This is a genomic window from Paraburkholderia lebeckiae, assembly GCF_050436325.1.
Classification (GTDB): domain Bacteria; phylum Pseudomonadota; class Gammaproteobacteria; order Burkholderiales; family Burkholderiaceae; genus Paraburkholderia; species Paraburkholderia tuberum.
Map to the genome: position 1 here is coordinate 476737 of NZ_JBNDLZ010000001.1, position 16897 is coordinate 493633.

Here is a 16897-nt window from a genome sequence, read left to right on the forward strand (position 1 = left end):
CCTAGTCACGCGCGCGGTGTGTTAGCGGCGAATGGCCTGCTCAGATGCGCGTTGCGGAATCTCGCCGGGCGTGGTGGGCATCACCGTTAATGCAAGGGGCAGCACCATGGGATTTTCTTGCCGAACGTTTCTGATCGCTCGCGACGATACCCTCTCGCGGCTCTCAGGCACCAGGTTCAATAGGATGCTGCGAGATCCGGCAAGCCACAGTCTGCCCGTTTTTGCGGGGCAACGAGCGCGAATGGCCAGCGTCGTAGTCGAACTCGTGGCCAGAAACCCGGTGCGCGTCGTTCGGAGCACGTTTTCCATGCTCACTTTCGATGCGGAAGGTCGCATCGACGCGAGCAGATTCGAAAAGCAGCAATTTGCCCTCGCGGAGTCGGTCGTCGCACCTGTCTTTGACGTATTCGATGAAGACATCAACCAAACGGTCGACGACGCGACTTCCCGATTCATTGCACAGGGAGGCCAATGGGTTCCGTCACGCGCTTTGGCGCGCGTCATAGATCAGACCGCGTTGGGCCAACGACAATGCCGACACCTGTAAGCGGTCGCTCACAGGCTGCTCTGCGGCATCGAGTTGTCGATTCTCTCGAGCGTCGGAGGTGGGGCAACGGCGATCAGATCATACGGTCCTCGCGTAAGCTGCCACTCACGAGCGTAAAGTTTATGGTTACCCGAATGGCGGGTTTGGCCAATGATCCGTCTGTGGACTTCGCCCCTCGAACGTCCGCAACCTCATTTTCTGGTGCCGAATGCCAGCCATCTGTCGTGCCCGCTTGACATCATCGCCGTGCAGGTAGATGAAATGCGCTGCAGCACATTTCAAGTACATGCAGATGGCTACCGACCTGCTGCGCGAAGTTACCAGTCCGCTGGGCCGTCCGCCCTCCGAGTAACGTGGGCGCAGTGTAGTACCCCATGCTGGAGATCGCAAAAATCTTCCGCGCCCAGGGCCAATATGGCGATGCACGGTGTCGCTGAGCCTGGGGCAGCTGAAGGCGTCGACGTAATGCCGTCATGGCGAACTCCTTCGAGATGGACAGGCAGGAACTGCACTGCCATCGTCGCATTCGAAGGAACGCGCTTCGCGGGCGACCGAAGCCGCCACCGTCGGCCAACCCACTGCTCCCGCGTCAGCGGGTCAGTTCAAGAAAAATTATTCTAATAGCCTCATCGCAATGCGCACTTTTAACCGGTTTTGCGTTTTCGCCCGGCGGACGTGTACTTCAGTCCCCTTTGCCACAACTTGCAATGCCTTGCTTGACATCTCGCAAGATACGGAAGCTGGACGAGGCTGCTTCTACGGGTGACCGGTACCGTCGGCACCAAGCTTCAACAAATCGCTCCAAACTGTCATCTCGCGTCGTGCGACTGATGTTGGATCACCTCGCACGACCTCAAACTCCGTCGTCCTGCCCGCACGCGAGAAGCGGAGGTCGAAGATCTGCTCACCAACGCGCAAATCTCTGAGCGTGATATCGTCCAACCAGGGTGGCAGAACCGGGTCGACGTACAGCATCCGGTGCGGCGCATCAGGCTGCAGGCCAAGGAGCGCTTGCAGCAGTGAGAAAACCGATCCCGCAGCCCATGCCTGTGGCACGTTGGCACCCGGATACTGGACGGGAAAGTTCGTTGAGTTCCGATTCAGACCACCAAAGAGTTCAGGCAATTGATCCAGCGCGAAGAAGCGCCCTGCACCGCACACGTCGTGCATGATCTGACCGGTCTCCCCGGCATAGCCATAGCGCTTGAATCCCTGCGCAATCAGGCCGTTGTCATGTGGCCAGACCGAACCGCTCTGGTAAGAATAGGGGTTATAAGCGGGGTGAGTGGCTGAAAGTGTGCGTATGCCCCATCCGCTCCACATGTCTGGCTGCATGAGTCGCGCCACGACTCGTCCTGCACGCTCGGGCGGGACGATACCGGACCACAGACAGTGGCCAGGGTTGGACGCGACGCTGAGGACTTTCTTCTTCTCCCCGTCAAGTGCGAACGCATAAAAGCCGGTCGCCTCGTCCCAGAAGGCCTCATTGAACCGTGTGAAGAGCGCGGCCGCTTGCTTGCGCAAGGCGGTCGCCGAATCAGCATCGCCCAGCGCGTCGTAGATTTGCGCCATTCGAAGCCACGCATCGTAGACGTAGCCCTGCAACTCACAGAGCGCCTTGGGCCCCGTCACCAGCGTCCCGTCGGGATACACCACCGCGTCGCCAGAGTCCTTCCAGCTCTGGTTTTCAAGACCGGCCGACGAGCGCGTCGCATACTCCTGAAAACCATCACCATCGCGGTCGCCATAACGGTCGATCCACTCAAGGCACCGTTTCGCGGTCGCGAGGTGACGATTCAGCAGTGCGTGATCGCCGGTGCAGCACCAAGCAGCATGCAAGGTGATAAGGTAGAGAGGCGTCGCGTCCGCGGTTCCATAGTATGGGGTGTGAGGCACCAGCTTGAGTCGGGCCAGCTCTCCCAGACGCAGTTCGTGCATGATCTTGCCCGGCTCCGCATCGCGATATTCATCGCACTCGGTCGCCTGCCAGACTCCAAGCACGTCCAGTGTCCCACACGCAAAATCGGAATAGACGAGCAAGGTTTGCAGCGAGGTGATCAGGCTGTCACGGCCGAAAAGCGCCACGAACCACGGCAGTCCCGCAGCCGGCACGAGTCGACTACGGCTCGCACCGTGAACGGGAAGCCGCAATGCCGCGAGATCATCAGTTGCCTGACGAAAGAGGCGCAGCAACGCATCGTTGCTGCTCTCCAGTTTGAGGACCGCGCCCTGCCAGTCCAAGAGCCGCCTGCGGTTTTCCGAACAGTCGCCGTCATGTCCCGCGCACCAGTCTGGCGCCGGATAGCTTTTGTGGCCATCCGAGAGATCGTAGGTGAGACAGCTATGCCAGTGAGCGCCAGGCGCCAGTTCGATATCGAATGTGAGTCGACCATTTGCATACGCTGCTGGCGTGCCGCTGCGCCGGGCTGTTACAGTGAGCTTGCGAAGAAAATCCTCGTTCCGGTACGTGGTCGTGAGGCGCTGCTTGTGCTCGGACCATTTCGTCGCGATGTGGCCGCGACGGACAAAACGGCCGGACTTGACCTCGAAGATGTCGGCAAAATCACTGCGCAGTGCGATCTCCAGGTTGAAGCGCACCCGCGACTGACCATAATTGATCAGATCTACATCCTCGTGCACGCCACCGCCGATTTCACGACTTAAGACAAGCCCGACTGTGTGCGGCGCGATCAGGCCGGCTTCGGTGATGAGTTCGCGATTGACCAGAAAGATGCGAGCGTCAAACGACGTGATCGTGCCGCCGTTGAGCAGATCCCACGGCTCACCGTTCGCGAACATCGTCCAGTTGCTAATGACGCGCGTGTCGTAGAAATACAGCCCCTTATGGCTCAGCCTGTTGATCTGCCCGTCTGGCTCGGTCAGCAGGACGGTATGTCCCTGATGGATGGCGAGCTGTGGTGGGCCTACCTTGATCTCAAGCGACATATTTCTCTCCTCACGGTCGGGATCTACTGATCTGCAACGTACATACCTGCGGCCGAACCAGGTTCCCTCCACTTCGTTCAACTCGAAGGACCAGGCGAAGTTCGACAGCGCTCTCCTCATTACGCGCTCTGTATAGCGACTTCGTAATCAAGGCGGCCGCGCAACCACGCAGCAACTAACCAGAAGGAAATGCAAACCACCCATCGTTCGGTCGAGCCCGAAATGGCGAAGAACGGTTAAGAATTGGTTAGCAATCCCCGAGGTAACCGCAGTACCAAAGGGGAAAAATCGATGAACACGTCAGGCTGCAAATCACGCCAGGCCCAGGTGGCGATGTCGCGTGACGGTCCGGACGAGCGGTGCAATTGACCCCTTCCGATCGTCACGCCTTTCAATCGGGCAAGACCGGCCCGACCCTGCCGGTTTTTTGGCGTCAGCAAGATCGTTATCTGTCGTGTCAATGACGATATGGCTGCGATTGGTACGGACCGGATAACGCCGCCAGACAGCGCCGGCCGGGTCCGGCATGAATGATGCGCTGATGACAGCATCAGCACTGCCGGTACGAGCGAAGACCGCCCCGATCGCAAAATAACCTGCCATCGTCGCGAAGTCAGTGCATCGCGCGTCAGCACCACGACCTGGCCCCTAGGAGACGGACGCCATGACTCTATCCAGTCTTTTGCGGCAACCTGCCGAGCAGCAGATCGCCAGCCTGCCGCTACCCTGCTCGGTGTCGCTTCCAGACGGCGAGCGCATCGGAGCGGCGCAGCCACAGCTGTCGTTCGTCATCCGCGACATGCGCGCGCTCTGGCACCTGACGCAGGGCGCAATCGGGCGATTGGCGGAAGACTACGTGGAAGGCCGGCTGGAGATCGAAGGTGACATGCAGGACTTGATGGCGACCGCACCCGCGTTGCTTCGCCAGGATCCCACCCAAGAAGCGCAAGGATGGCTGATGCGCAGGGTCAATCGCACCCGTCGCGCAATCTGGGAACGCACACACCATAGCCGGGCAACGGATGCCGCGCAGATCCGGCACCATTACGATATTTCCGACGACTTCTATGCTCTTTGGCTGGATCCGCTGCGCGTGTACTCATGCGCGTACTTTTCAGCGCCCGTCATGTCGCTGGCCCAAGCCCAACAAGCCAAGCTCGATCACATCTGCAGAAAGTTGATGCTCCGATCGGGCGAGCGCTTTCTCGACGTCGGCGCCGGTTGGGGCGCACTGTTGATGTGGGCTGCTGAGCACTACGGAGTCACCGCGACCGGCATCACGCTGTCGACGAACCAGCACGTCTACGTCGACCGGCTTATCGAGCAAAAGGGACTGCGCGGTCGGGTCAGGATGCTGCTGCAGGACTACCGCGACGTCGACGAATCCGTGCCTTTTGACAAGATCGCATCGGTAGGTATGTGCGAACACGTTGGCCGTCCAAACCTGCCTCTGTACTTCGAGAAGATGCACCGTTTGCTTAGACCGGGCGGCCTCATGATGAATCACAGCATCACCGCTGGTGGCGCGGATAATCCGCAACTCGATGGTGGCATGGGTGATTTCATCGACAGATATATCTTCCCGGGTGGCCAACTGGTGCACGTTAGCGTGATGATGGACGCCATGACCCGCGGCCACCTGGAACCGGTAGACGCCGAGTGCCTGCGACCACATTACGTCCGGACGCTATGGCATTGGGCCGAGGCCCTGGATGCGCATCTCGACGAAGCGCGTCGAGTACTTGGTAGGGATGCAGAAAGGATCATCCGGGCATACCGACTCTATCTCGCGGGTTCGGCCATGGGATTCGAGCAAGGATGGACATCGCTGTTTCAGATTCTAGCGGCGCGCTCCAGTAACGTGCTCGAGCGGAAGGATGGTTCTCCCAGCCGCCGGGGCGCCGTTCGAGATGAGTATCCGTTTAATCGCTCATACATGTACGAACGGAATACAACCTCCGGATCCGCCCGATCCGCAGACAATGGACCGGTGGCGAGTTAATTTCGACCGCCTGCGGCGCGCGGCCATCTCCATGCTTTCAGGCGAAATGCGATCGCATCGGCCACGCACCTTGCAATGAGCGTGGCAAAGCGGGTTGCGCTCGAGATGTAACGCTTGCATGACGTGGTATTTCATCGACTGTCTGCCGGGTGGCGTCTTGCGGTTTTTCTTCAGAATAAAAAATTCCGAAGCGGGGGCAAATAAACCCGCCTCTTTAACGACGCAAGGCCGCCGGTGATGCCCGAACCAGCTTATGCACACGGGGGCCCTTTAACGGAGGCATCCGCCTAACATTTGCGCGCAACGCCGACATCAGAAAGCGCTGTTTTCATGAAAACAGCCCCGGCACATCGAGGTCGGCCATCTTGTCTAGCTCATCCCGGCGCGTGTCACACGCCCGGCGAATCAGGGCGCCTTCGGCGTCCGAATGCCGGACGCGGCCAAGACTCTGACTCCTGCCAGCGTTCACCTCGCTGACAGGTCTCCCCGCTTGCTTCGCACTACCGTCCCATCGTTCCGTCCTCGACCACGTGGTACGCCACCGCACCGCTTTGTCCGCCGGACTTGCTGTGATGCGCGGACCTTCTTCAATCGCGTGGCCGCAACTGACGCCCCATGGCCGGGCTGAAATCTCGCGCCGCCTTGTTCATGGATGAATTTCATGCGACGGACCTGATCCCGTACTGGTGGGCCGCAAGCGCGCGCTACAGGCCGCTGACGTCGGCGTTGGGGGCGGACCTGGAGCCGGTTTGGGCGGACAGATACGCTGCTGTTGAATAAAAACATACCGGGGACAATCTCTTCACGTAGCTCTAGAACCTTTTTGCACTTGCCCTCATCCACGGGTCGTTTTTCGCCTGGCTTATGTTCGTTTGCCGACACAAGAAAAACAGGCTTTCCCCAACGCGCATACATAAAAGCATGCGGCGTACTAACATCTTCCCTGTCGGATCGGCAATTTTCTGAAGATGTGGGATTGGAAACGCTACGGCAATCGAACCATCGCGTCGGTCGCCGACAGCGCGGATACCAGCGTGTCGATTGAAGCCGGGGATTCGCAAAGTCTTCTCGCGCTCACCGGAGGCGACCATGCCTGAAGTCCTGATACTGAATCCGGGCGGCAAGCCTGACTGTTGGTGCGAGAAGTGCCACCCGCTCACGTTGACGGACATGCGCATGATCGTGTGTCCGGACTGCGGCGACAAGCGATGCCCACATGCGACCGATCACCGGAACGCCTGCACCGGGTCAGCCATGCCGCGCACTGGTAAGCGAGCGCCAATTCGCAACCCAGCTTGTCTCGAAGGAACGAAGGGTCACGGCACAAGAGGCTCTCGACCGGGAAGTCGTCTTCCAGGGCGCGTATCGCCACGCTCGAAGCGCAGGTAAAGGACGCGCAGGCGCGCATTCTCAGTATCCCCGCGCCGCTTGACGAGTATCACGAAGACATGCGTCCGGTCGTATGGTGGGCGGCGGACGAAAACGGCGTATGGCTTGGCGAACCGGCGTGGATCGGCAAGCCGGATGGTAGTGACTGGCCCGGCTATCACACGCACTGGACGTTTCATCCGCAGTTCCCGTCCGTTCCCGCGCGTGCGGCGCACGTCGAGCCGACCGCGCCGGACGAAGTTTCACGCCTGTCCCGCTCGTGAACGCGCAGACATTGGAGAAGAAATGAAGGAACTGGAAGACTGCCCGTTCTGCGGATCGGGTGACGTCCGCGGCAGCAGCGGAATCGTGCATTGCTACATCTGCAAGGCGCAGATTCAGCGCGCCACGACTGCCGCCGCGTGCGAGGCGTGGAACACTCGCGTGATTTTCATGCGCAACGGCTTTAGCATCAAGGAAGACCAGAACGACCTGAAAGACTACGTTTATCGGGCCGCTGCGGAGTTGCTTGCGCGCGACGGGGCGGCTCTTGCCGCACCGGTCGCATGGATGACGACCTATGAAGTACCGCCGAAAACAACGGTGCGTTTGCTCGCGGACATGAACGAACGCCAGCGCAATTACGTCATGAAGCACGCAATGAAGGTCGTCGCGCTCATGCCGGGCGAGACGTTGAAAGACCGCCCGCCACTGTGACGAGGCACTCGAAGTGAGCGCGATCCTGAGTGAATGCGGCACGTACCGCTACCGGCTTGAACGCCGGATTGAGACCGCCGTGGCGTTGCACACCGTGGCGTATATCGGCATGAATCCGTCCACCGCGGACGCCACGCTAGACGATGCGACCGTGCGCAAGTGGCGCGGCTTCACGACCCGTTATGGCGGCTCGCATTTCGTCGTCGGCAATCTGTTCGCCTACCGCGCAACGGACGTGTGCGAGCTTGCGGCGGCGCGTGATCCGGTTGGCCCGGAGAACGACGAGCACCTGCGCGCGATCATGGCGAACGCCGATGTAGTTATCCCGTGTTGGGGCATTCGGGAGAAGGTGCCGCGCGCCCTGCGCTACCGGTTTGACGAGGTGGAAGCGATGCTCCTTGATAGCGGGCGACAGATAAAAACGTTCGGCTTCTCGAAGTATGGCGACCCGTTACACCCGCTCAAGCTGGCCTATTCAACGCCGCTTGTGGATTGGAGCCGATAATGCCCGGATATATCGCAGAGTTCGGCGGCAAGTACTGCGCGTGGAGCACGGTCACTAACTCGCCGACGTCCACCCTCATGACCGAGTGGGAACTGTTTCATTATTTGCGCGAGAAGAATCCCGCGACGGACTGGGAACTGTTTCAGGCGCGCATGGCGTGCGTTCGCGAGTTCGGTTGCAGCGGAGGCTATTTCGGTTTCACCAAGGCGGACTTGCTGGCGTTCAACGGCGCGGGGCCGAACGAAACGTGCGTCGCCACTGAAGCGGAAATGGTCGCGCTCTACAAACGGGAGTACCCATGACGAGAGAGCCAGTCCACGAGCGTGGTCGCGTGATCGGCCACAACATCACCTATCCGCCCTTCTATGTGACGGTGCGCGATGCGCGCGGGTATGAGTCGGTCATTCAGGCACAGCCGGGCCGAACGGTATTTGAACCCCTCACGCGCCGGCGTGGCATGTTTGACGAGGATTGAATGAGCCTACTGGACTTTCTTCGGCAGCAGGAAATCGCTTTTCGCGAAGCCGCGCCGGATGACGCCCCGATAATCGTGATCGAGCACTGGCTCCGCCCGTGTCGATCGTTGCACTCGTCGCGACGTTCGACTATGCGGCATGTGAGCGGCGGACCCGTGAGGATTGAATGAGCACCAATGTGCATCAAATTGCGAACTACGGCGTCTCGCGCGACTATGCCCGACTCGCCGAACTGGCGAAGGCGCATAGCATTATCTGCATCGTCACGCACGATGGTTTCCGCGACGTGGCGAAGGCCCTCTATTCGAGCTTCAAGGACGGCGAAATGTGGCAGATAAGCGCGCGCGGAACCGGGTACGTGTGGGCGGATAACGTAGAGGATTTTGTACGTAAGTGCGAGATAGTCGCACTCGAATTTATCGAGCCGCCAACGAAAGAGGATTGGTATGGAAAAGCGGTATGTGATCATGGAACTGCCTGACGCGAAAGCGCTGCCCGCGCTCGCGAACGTCCCCGGCACGGCCTACCCTGCCTGCTGCTGCGCTCACACCTGTAGTCGAGCGCATCGGCGTGAATTTCGCCGTGCCGTAGGCGTGTTCGTTCGCCTCGCCGGTCTTGACGACGAAGCGGAAACATCGATATGGTTCTGATAAGCGTCCAGCCGCCGCCAAGGGGATACATGATGCTTTTTCATGCAGGAACGTGCGGAAGTCACGCTCGTTTGCGTTGAGCAGCTTGGCGACTTCGCGGAACCCGTCAGGCCGGTTGCTTCGACATAGCGCTCTACGAACTCGACGGCAGGCACGGCGACGCCAAATGCTTTTCTGCGATTCGACTTGTTCCGCTTGATCTGCCGCAAGGCGAAGGGCTTCGCCAAAGTTCTTCGGCAAGACGACGCAGACGCGGCGGGCGCGAGGCTATACGAGCCAGTCTTTCGGACCGACGGAAGCACTTCGCGCGCGACCCACTCTCCGAACTTCTCTGCGGCAGGGAACTTCGAGGGCATGACAAGGCGGTACACATCGCGCTCAGGAATCACAGTTATCTGTTGGACACCAACCGGCGCAGGGATGCCCTGAATCCGGGCACCCTTGCAGTGTTACGCGCCGCCCGGCATTGGGCTGAATGATTCGTTCGTCCCTTCATGGCCGAGGCGCTTGAGATTGCGACCGGAGACCCCGTTGGTCGGCTTGAAGGGTCTCCTTAAAAACAAGGAGACCTCCCTGTCTTGAACCAGGCCGTCATTCGCAGCCCAGCGCAGTATCATGTCTTTCTCTGTGTGTGTACGCGTGACTTCGCCGTGACCATCACGGCGTCACGTTTGACGTCACGCGTGACATGTTCGCCACCCCGGTGTCGCCACACCGTCCTGCATTCTGGCTGATTCGTGAAACAGCCACGCCAGTGGCGCCGCGCCGACGCGCTGCCGCGCCTGGGTGATGGCGCTCTTACTGACAAACGACGCATCGGCCACAGGTAACGCAAGGTCCAGTTCATCGACAACCTCGCTGATCGACTGGTGCCGGTACAACGTGAGCGCTATCACCAGCCATACGACCTGTTGCGCGGGCAGCCGACGCCGACGTACGCTGGCACTGCCACTGGCCTGCACTGCATACTCGATCCATTCGTATGGCAGATGCTGATCCAGCCCGCCCCAATCGAGCGGCGGCCGGGATTCAACACGGAGGCGCAGATCATCGACCAGCATGGCGACGAAAGCTAAGGAAGGTCTGCAAAACTCCTGGTGTTGGCGTGTAGGTGGGCTATCCTGGAAGAAGCATAGTTACTAAGCCGAAACAAAGTAACCGGACATGGATCATGCCGCGTAACGAACTGACGGATACTGAAACATGGATCGGACCAAAGCCGGAATTCTCTGCAACGAGCGCAGAACTGCTCGAACACGCTGCTTAAGATGCCCGGGACCTTTGATAGCAAGCTTGCCGATCTTGTGATGTTTGAGATAACCCCACACGAGCTCATCCGGATTCAGATCCGGCGAGTAAGCAGGCAGGAAGAAAAGACAAAGGCGTCCATCTGATGCTGCGGCAAGCTGGCGGATCGCTTTGCAACGATGAACTGGATGACCATCCGCAATCAGGAAGAACGGCGCATCGGCATTGAGTACCAGTCGCCTGACGAAATCGACGTACGCCGCAATCCTGAAGCTGCCTTCAAAACACATGAAACGGAGTTGACCGCGCGGACTGATCGCCGAGATCAGGTTCACCTTGAAGCGAGCGCCAGTGGTTTCGACAACGGGTGTCCGGCCGATCGGTGCCCAGGTCGTGCCGCTGTGATAGTCCGAGCGCACCGTCGATTCGTCGACGAAGAAAATCTGTGCCCCACAGCGTTTGGCCTGCCTGACAATCGCCGGATATTCGTCTCGCATCCATGACTCGACCAGTTCAAGGTTGCGTTGGTAAGCACGCGCCAGCGGCCGCTGCGGTGAAAGTCCGAGCTTCCTGAGCAGCCGGCCGACCGATACCTCAGAGAGCCGGACATTGAAATGTTCGCGAATCAACTCCCGCACCATGTCTCGCGTCCACAACGCAAACTCGAACTTCACCTGCATGGGGTTCTTCGTTGTGACCGTCCGATAGACAAAGCGGATAGCCTCGGACGACATCGTCGCAGCCCGCCCCATCTTCATCTGCCGGCACTGCCGGCGCACCGATGATCGTCGTCGACATCCTCGAGCGCAGCGCCCCGATCCGCGCACCGCCGATGTGCCGGGCTCAGACATGAGCACAACGTTTCCCCGATATCTGAACCGACCGTCGGCTTTGCGGCAACGCGGCCCACGAGCGGACGTTCGCGCCTGGCGCTTCGAAAGGCGCCTCCCACGTGCGCATCACCATCGTGATTGCACGACAGCGCCGCTTCGCTACGGCGTCAGCGCCCGTCCGGCATCCCGCCTGGCCGCACCGCATCCGACATCGCTGAACATCCCGACCTATCAATCGCCATAGCGGCGAGTTCCGACCACAGCGAAGCACTCCGCGGTTTCCTCCATCGGGCTTATTCGACGCCTGCCGGCACGCGCGGAGGCATTCACATTCCTGCGGGCGATGGCAGGCATCGAATAAGCCTTAACGAACGAATAAGCCTTACCGAACCTTGTCCTTCCTGCTCGATCGGCAGCACCTCATTGCGAAGTTTGAGTCTAGCGGAGAGTATGTTAGAGCAAAGATCAAATGTCGTAGCCTGAGCGTTTTCGGCTCATGCCGGGGCGCCGGTTCTGACTGCCGGAATCCATCGATCGGCTCAAGGTCATCGAGGTGCCCATCAGCCTTTCTTCCTCACCGGCCGCGCATAACCCGTCCTGCCTGTTTGGCCCTTGTCGTTCAGAACCAGCATGTCTGCTTCAACGTCCTTCCAGACCGTCGTGCCCGCAGCGATCGTCGCGCCGCGCCCGATCCGCACCGGCGCGACCAGCTGCGTGTCCGAGCCGACGAACACGTCGTCCTCGATCACGGTGCGGAATTTGTTGGCACCGTCGTAGTTGCAGGTGATCGTACCCGCGCCGATATTCACGCGCGCGCCGATATCCGCGTCGCCGATGTAGGTGAGGTGGTTGGCCTTCGAGCCATGACCGAGCACCGCGTTCTTGATCTCGACGAAGTTCCCTACATGAGACTCATCTTGCAGCGCCGCGCCTGTGCGCAAGCGCGCATACGGACCGACAACGGCCTTCGCGCCGACTTCCGCGCCTTCGATGTGCGTGAACGCATCGACGCGCGTACCGGCGCCGATACTCGCGTTGCGAATCACGCAGTTCGGCCCGATGCTGACGTTGTCGGCCAGCGTCACACGGCCTTCGAACACGCAGTTGACGTCGATCGACACGTCGCGGCCGCATTCGAGCGTGCCGCGCACGTCGACGCGCGCCGGATCGGCGAGCGTCACGCCCGCGACGAGCAGCGCGTCGGCGACATTGCGCTGATGAATCCGCTCGAGTTCCGCAAGCTGCTGCTTGCTGTTCACGCCGAGCGTTTCCCATTCGTCGTCGGGCTGCGTCGTGACGACTTCAAGGCCCGCTTCGATTGCCATCTCGACCGCGTCGGTCAGATAGAACTCGCCTTGGGCGTTGTCGTTTTTCAGCGACGCCAGCCAGCCGCCGAGGCGCGCAGTCGGCGCGACGATGATGCCGGTGTTGATCTCGGCAATCCGCAACTGCTCCGCATTCGCATCCTTCTGTTCGACGATGCGCGCCATCTTGCCCTGCTCATCGCGAACGATGCGGCCATAACCGGTCGGATCGGCGAGCGTCACAGTGAGAACGCCGTAGCCGCCCTTCCCCGCACGATCGGTCAACGCCCGCAGCGTGCTCGCACGCGTGAGCGGCACGTCGCCGTACAGCACGAGCGTGGGCGCCAAAGGATCGAGAAGCGGCAAGGCCTGCTGCACCGCGTGGCCCGTACCGAGTTGTTGTTCCTGCACAGCGAACTGGACGTCGGGCGCCGCAACCGCCTCGCGCACCGTTTCGGCGCCATGGCCGATCACCACCACAAGACGCGTGGGTTCCAGCGTCCGGGCAGTGTCAATCACGTGAGTGAGGAGCGGCCGGCCGGCCAGGGGATGGAGCACCTTGGGAAGCGCGGACCGCATGCGTTTGCCGGTGCCTGCCGCCAGAATCACGATATTCATGTCGTTAGCGATTAAAAAATTTCGGGCTGTTCGCCCGGATAACGAGGGTACGAAGGTCGATGCCGCGCGTGACTTGCAGCCGGTGATCAGCCCTCTTCACGGAGTCTCACAGCGATCCGCCGCCGTCGCCGGCTTCACCGCATTCAGGTCGAACTCCGCTTCCTGCAGCCCTTTCGGACTCGTTGCGACCCAATGCAATTGCGTCTGCGAGCGCACGAGCCCGACGCTGCCGGTGTAGGTCCATCTGATCGGTGATCGCTGCGTGCCTTCCAGTTCGATCGACGAAGCCGTCACCCGCAAATGCAGCAGCCGTCCATCCTGTGACGGCGTGAACGCTCGATCGCCAATCACAGCGATACCCGCCTCACGTACCGACGCCGGCATACACGCGAGCGTCGCGGTGGTCTCGCCGTTCTGATCGATGAGTTGCGCAAAGCCTTTGCCGTCGACCCCCGTGGCGACCACCAGAAAGCGGTCGACGGACGGCACATAAGCCGCCGCATACGTGTAGTACTGCAAGCATGGTGCAATCACACGCGACTCGCCGAGCGCACCGCTCGCGGGATCGAGCGTCGCGGCCTTGAGCCGCGCGAATGTCTCGCCGGGCACGTATTGCTGCCACACGAGCAGCGCGCGCGTCGGCGAACCGGCGATCATCGGCCACCACTCGCGCACTCGCCGCGCGACATCGACCGCCTGCATCAGTGCGCCATTACGGTCATAGATCTTCGCGTAGACGCCGTTACCGGTACCGAGATTGTCGACGCCGCCACCGTCGATCCAGTCGTTCGAATAGAACACAACGAAGCGCGAGCCGACCGCCGCGACGTGCCCCGAATGACCGCCCGACAGTACGTCGACCGGATAAGGCCGTACATCATGAAGGTTCGACGTGTAGACGCCGTAACGCTGGCTCACCTCGTTCGGCGTATTCCATCCGTCCTCGAACGTCACCATCACGCGGCCACCGTCGTTCTGCGCAACCGACACCGGCTCCTGCGCTTCAGGCCGACTGATAAACACGTGCGGCTTGCCGAGCTTCGCCTGCTGCGGCGTCCAGCGCGCGATGTACACGTCGTGCGTCCAGTTACGGTCGCGGCCCGCGCCGCGTGGCGGCAGGCCCGAGCTGCTGAAGAACACGGTCGATACGCCGCGCGCGTCGGTCGTCACGCTGATCCCGTGCATATAGGCGCGCAGATCGCCCGTCGGCACGCTGGCCACCGCCGCCCTGCGCCCGGCCGCCGAAGCGCATGGGACGAGGCCAGACGCGAGGCCGCATGCGGCCGCCACTGCGAGAACTGCAAAGGTCGTTCGCATGCTGTCCGGTTACTCCACGGTGACGGATTTCGCGAGGTTGCGCGGCTTGTCGACATCGGTGCCCCGCGCGCACGCAGTGTGATACGCGAGCAACTGCAACGGCACGACGTGCAGGATCGGCGACAACGGCCCATAGTGCTCGGGCAGCCGGATCACGCGCACGCCTTCGCCGCTTGCGACCTGCGCATCGGCATCCGCAAGCACGAACAGCTGTCCGCCACGCGCGCGCACTTCCTGCATGTTCGACCTCAACTTTTCGAGCAGCGCATCGTTCGGCGCAATCGTGATGACCGGCATTTCGTTCGTGACGAGCGCGAGCGGCCCATGCTTCAGCTCGCCCGCTGGATACGCCTCGGCATGCACGTAGGAGACTTCCTTCAGCTTCAGTGCACCTTCCAGTGCGATCGGAAAGTGCACGCCGCGCCCCAGAAAGAGCGCATGATCCTTGCGCGCCAGCGCCTGCGCCCATGCAACGATCTGCGGCTCCAGCGCGAGCACGCTGTTCAGCGCGGCCGGAAGACGATGCAGTTGCCGCAACGCGTGCGCTTCCTGGTCGGCGCGCACGTGTCCGCGTTCCTTGCCGAGCGTGAGCGCAAGCAGGAACAGCGCGACCAGTTGCGTCGTGAAGGCTTTCGTCGACGCGACGCCGATCTCCGGTCCCGCGCCGGTCAGGTACCGCAATTCCGTGAGCCGCATCATCGAGCTGTGCGGCACGTTGCAGATTGCGAGCGTATGGTGATGGCCAATCTGTTGCGCGTGCTTCAGCGCGGCGAGCGTATCGGCCGTCTCGCCCGATTGCGATACGACGACGACCATCGCGCACGGATTCACCACGCTCTCGCGATAGCGATACTCGCTCGCGATTTCCACCTGCGTAGGAATCCCGGCGATCGATTCGAACCAGTATTTCGCCGTCAGCGCCGAATAGTAGCTCGTGCCGCACGCCAGCAGCAGCAGCGAATCGATCTCGCCGAAAGCGCGTTCCGCCTTCGCGCCGAACAGCGCGGGCGCGATCGCGCGCACGCGCTCGGTCGCATCGGCGACCACCTGCGGCTGCTCGAAGATTTCCTTCTGCATGTAGTGGCGATACGGGCCGAGTTCCGCCGCGTAGTGGCTAGCGTGCTGCGTCTGCACTTCACGCCGCACGCTCGCGCCGTCGCGATCGACGATATGCACGCCATCGCGCGACAGCACTGCGACGTCCCCCTCTTCGAGAAACATGAAATGCTCCGCGGTGCCTGACAGCGCCATTGCATCCGACGCCAGATAGGTGCCGCTGCTCTCGCCGACGCCGATCACGAGCGGCGAACCGGCACGCGCGCCGATGACGCGGTCCGGCTCGTTCTTCGCGAACACCGCGATCGCATACGCGCCGCGCAGACGCTGCAACGAGCCTTGCACGGCCGTCAGCAGATCACGCAATTCGTCCTGTTCGCGCGTGTAGTGAATCAGATGCGCGATCACTTCCGTGTCGGTATCCGATTCGAACGCGTAGCCGAGCCCCTTCAGTTCCTCACGCAGTGCTTCATGATTTTCGATGATGCCGTTGTGAACCAGCGCGATCTCGCCGCGCGAAAAGATCGGGTGCGCGTTGTCGGTGACGGGCGCGCCGTGCGTCGCCCAGCGCGTATGCGCGATGCCTACCGTACCTGACAGCCGTGCTTCCTCGATCTGCGCCGCGAGATTCGCGACGCGCTCGACGCTGCGCACGCGGCGCGGCGCCCCGTGCTGCAACACCGCAACACCGCACGAGTCGTAGCCGCGATATTCGAGGCGGCGCAATCCCTCGGTCAGAACCGCGACAACGTCGCGTTGCGCCACTGCTCCTACTATTCCGCACATGGTGGTCTCCGTGGTGCGTTCCGTAATGGTTGTGAGCTTCTGCGCCACGCCCTCAGGCAGCCTGACGCTCGAACTCGGGCATCGACACGACGTGCGAGATCATGCCGTCGTCGTCGTGATAGGCAACAAGGCAGCGGACCGCGTTGCCGACGGCGATTTCGCGCGTGGCATGATGGGGCACGTCGGCGCTGACGGGCATGCGGCGCGCGCGGTCTGGTTTCATCGCATCCATCTGGCGACCGAAGGTCCATAGGATCATCGCCGTCGCGACGGCCGCGATGCCGGCGATGCCGGGCATGAACGCGTCAAGCGACAACTCTTCGTCGCTTGCATTCGCGAGGCACCAGCGGATATAGGCGGCTGCCAGCACCCACATGCACAGCACGAGTGCCGGCCGTACGATGCGATACCACGCGACCGAGCGCATCGCCCGGCCCTTGCTGGATTCTCTTGTGAACTGAGCGACGGACTGCTTCGAGACATCGATGATCGGGAAGTTCATGGTGTGTACCCTTGTCAGGAAG

General features: G+C 61.2%; 15 protein-coding genes and 1 pseudogene. 8 read left to right on the forward strand and 8 right to left on the reverse strand.

Annotated elements, in window-relative coordinates:
- Positions 1-241: 241 nt before the first annotated feature.
- Positions 242-547: a hypothetical protein gene (locus OKW44_RS02345; RefSeq protein ID WP_018420584.1), complete on the forward strand. Its 306-nt coding sequence runs from the start codon at positions 242-244 to the stop codon at positions 545-547.
- 756 nt (positions 548-1303) lie between these two features.
- Here the strand turns inward: OKW44_RS02345 and OKW44_RS02350 are convergent.
- Positions 1304-3493 (reverse strand): amylo-alpha-1,6-glucosidase, encoded by a 2190-nt coding sequence (locus OKW44_RS02350; protein WP_018420583.1) that lies wholly within the window; start codon positions 3491-3493, stop codon positions 1304-1306.
- A gap of 664 nt (positions 3494-4157) precedes the next feature.
- On the opposite strand from OKW44_RS02350, the gene OKW44_RS02355 reads away from it, so the two are divergent.
- The 7 genes from OKW44_RS02355 to OKW44_RS02385 all read left to right on the forward strand — a co-directional run bounded on the left by OKW44_RS02355 (position 4158) and on the right by OKW44_RS02385 (position 9042).
- Positions 4158-5495: a class I SAM-dependent methyltransferase gene (locus OKW44_RS02355; protein WP_018420582.1), complete on the forward strand. Its 1338-nt coding sequence runs from the start codon at positions 4158-4160 to the stop codon at positions 5493-5495.
- A 1295-nt stretch (positions 5496-6790) separates the two neighbouring features.
- Complete coding sequence (locus tag OKW44_RS02360; protein WP_162633959.1) at positions 6791-7147, forward strand: hypothetical protein; 357 nt, start codon at positions 6791-6793, stop codon at positions 7145-7147.
- Positions 7148-7169: 22 nt separating this feature from the next.
- Positions 7170-7580 (forward strand): Lar family restriction alleviation protein, encoded by a 411-nt coding sequence (locus OKW44_RS02365; RefSeq protein WP_280783346.1) that lies wholly within the window; start codon positions 7170-7172, stop codon positions 7578-7580.
- Between the two features lie 13 nt (positions 7581-7593).
- On the forward strand, positions 7594-8085 hold the full coding sequence (locus OKW44_RS02370; RefSeq protein WP_280783344.1) for a DUF1643 domain-containing protein: 492 nt from the start codon (positions 7594-7596) through the stop codon (positions 8083-8085).
- A complete protein-coding gene (locus OKW44_RS02375) occupies positions 8085-8387 on the forward strand; it encodes a hypothetical protein (RefSeq protein WP_018420576.1) in 303 nt (100 codons plus the stop codon). Before OKW44_RS02370 ends, OKW44_RS02375 begins: the two co-directional genes overlap by 1 nt.
- A gap of 29 nt (positions 8388-8416) precedes the next feature.
- The gene (locus OKW44_RS02380; protein ID WP_018420575.1) at positions 8417-8560 is read left to right on the forward strand and encodes a hypothetical protein; all 144 of its coding nucleotides are present in this window, start codon (positions 8417-8419) and stop codon (positions 8558-8560) included.
- A gap of 167 nt (positions 8561-8727) precedes the next feature.
- On the forward strand, positions 8728-9042 hold the full coding sequence (locus tag OKW44_RS02385) for a hypothetical protein (protein ID WP_018420574.1): 315 nt from the start codon (positions 8728-8730) through the stop codon (positions 9040-9042).
- A 63-nt stretch (positions 9043-9105) separates the two neighbouring features.
- Here the strand turns inward: OKW44_RS02385 and OKW44_RS02390 are convergent, their stop codons facing one another.
- The 7 genes and pseudogenes from OKW44_RS02390 to OKW44_RS02420 all read right to left on the reverse strand — a co-directional run bounded on the left by OKW44_RS02390 (position 9106) and on the right by OKW44_RS02420 (position 16875).
- Entirely contained in the window at positions 9106-9642 is a 537-nt protein-coding gene (locus tag OKW44_RS02390) for a BRO-N domain-containing protein (RefSeq protein WP_084754068.1), read from the reverse strand.
- Positions 9643-9936: 294 nt separating this feature from the next.
- Positions 9937-10272, reverse strand: a pseudogene (locus OKW44_RS02395) (transposase domain-containing protein); the annotation flags it as partial.
- A 108-nt stretch (positions 10273-10380) separates the two neighbouring features.
- Positions 10381-11310, reverse strand: a complete 930-nt coding sequence (locus tag OKW44_RS02400; protein WP_113061917.1) for an IS630 family transposase — start codon at positions 11308-11310, stop codon at positions 10381-10383.
- A gap of 542 nt (positions 11311-11852) precedes the next feature.
- The gene (gene glmU / locus OKW44_RS02405; RefSeq protein WP_018420571.1) at positions 11853-13214 is read right to left on the reverse strand and encodes a bifunctional UDP-N-acetylglucosamine diphosphorylase/glucosamine-1-phosphate N-acetyltransferase GlmU; all 1362 of its coding nucleotides are present in this window, start codon (positions 13212-13214) and stop codon (positions 11853-11855) included.
- Positions 13215-13310: 96 nt separating this feature from the next.
- A complete protein-coding gene (locus OKW44_RS02410; protein ID WP_026225820.1) occupies positions 13311-14531 on the reverse strand; it encodes a hypothetical protein in 1221 nt (406 codons plus the stop codon).
- 9 nt (positions 14532-14540) lie between these two features.
- Positions 14541-16373 (reverse strand): glutamine--fructose-6-phosphate transaminase (isomerizing), encoded by a 1833-nt coding sequence (gene glmS / locus OKW44_RS02415; protein ID WP_026225819.1) that lies wholly within the window; start codon positions 16371-16373, stop codon positions 14541-14543.
- A gap of 52 nt (positions 16374-16425) precedes the next feature.
- Complete coding sequence (locus OKW44_RS02420) at positions 16426-16875, reverse strand: hypothetical protein (RefSeq protein WP_018420568.1); 450 nt, start codon at positions 16873-16875, stop codon at positions 16426-16428.
- Positions 16876-16897 lie beyond the last annotated feature (22 nt).

Bases quoted from the DNA above. Each gene is read 5' to 3' on its own strand.
- OKW44_RS02345 (WP_018420584.1), top strand. From the start codon at position 242: ATGGCCAGCGTCGTAGTCGAACTCGTGGCCAGAAACCCGGTGCGCGTC.
- OKW44_RS02350 (WP_018420583.1), bottom strand. From the start codon at position 3,493: ATGTCGCTTGAGATCAAGGTAGGCCCACCACAGCTCGCCATCCATCAG.
- OKW44_RS02355 (WP_018420582.1), top strand. From the start codon at position 4,158: ATGACTCTATCCAGTCTTTTGCGGCAACCTGCCGAGCAGCAGATCGCC.
- OKW44_RS02365 (WP_280783346.1), top strand. From the start codon at position 7,170: ATGAAGGAACTGGAAGACTGCCCGTTCTGCGGATCGGGTGACGTCCGC.
- OKW44_RS02375 (WP_018420576.1), top strand. From the start codon at position 8,085: ATGCCCGGATATATCGCAGAGTTCGGCGGCAAGTACTGCGCGTGGAGC.
- OKW44_RS02385 (WP_018420574.1), top strand. From the start codon at position 8,728: ATGAGCACCAATGTGCATCAAATTGCGAACTACGGCGTCTCGCGCGAC.
- OKW44_RS02400 (WP_113061917.1), bottom strand. From the start codon at position 11,310: ATGTCTGAGCCCGGCACATCGGCGGTGCGCGGATCGGGGCGCTGCGCT.
- glmU (WP_018420571.1), bottom strand. From the start codon at position 13,214: ATGAATATCGTGATTCTGGCGGCAGGCACCGGCAAACGCATGCGGTCC.
- OKW44_RS02410 (WP_026225820.1), bottom strand. From the start codon at position 14,531: ATGCGAACGACCTTTGCAGTTCTCGCAGTGGCGGCCGCATGCGGCCTC.
- glmS (WP_026225819.1), bottom strand. From the start codon at position 16,373: ATGTGCGGAATAGTAGGAGCAGTGGCGCAACGCGACGTTGTCGCGGTT.
- OKW44_RS02420 (WP_018420568.1), bottom strand. From the start codon at position 16,875: ATGAACTTCCCGATCATCGATGTCTCGAAGCAGTCCGTCGCTCAGTTC.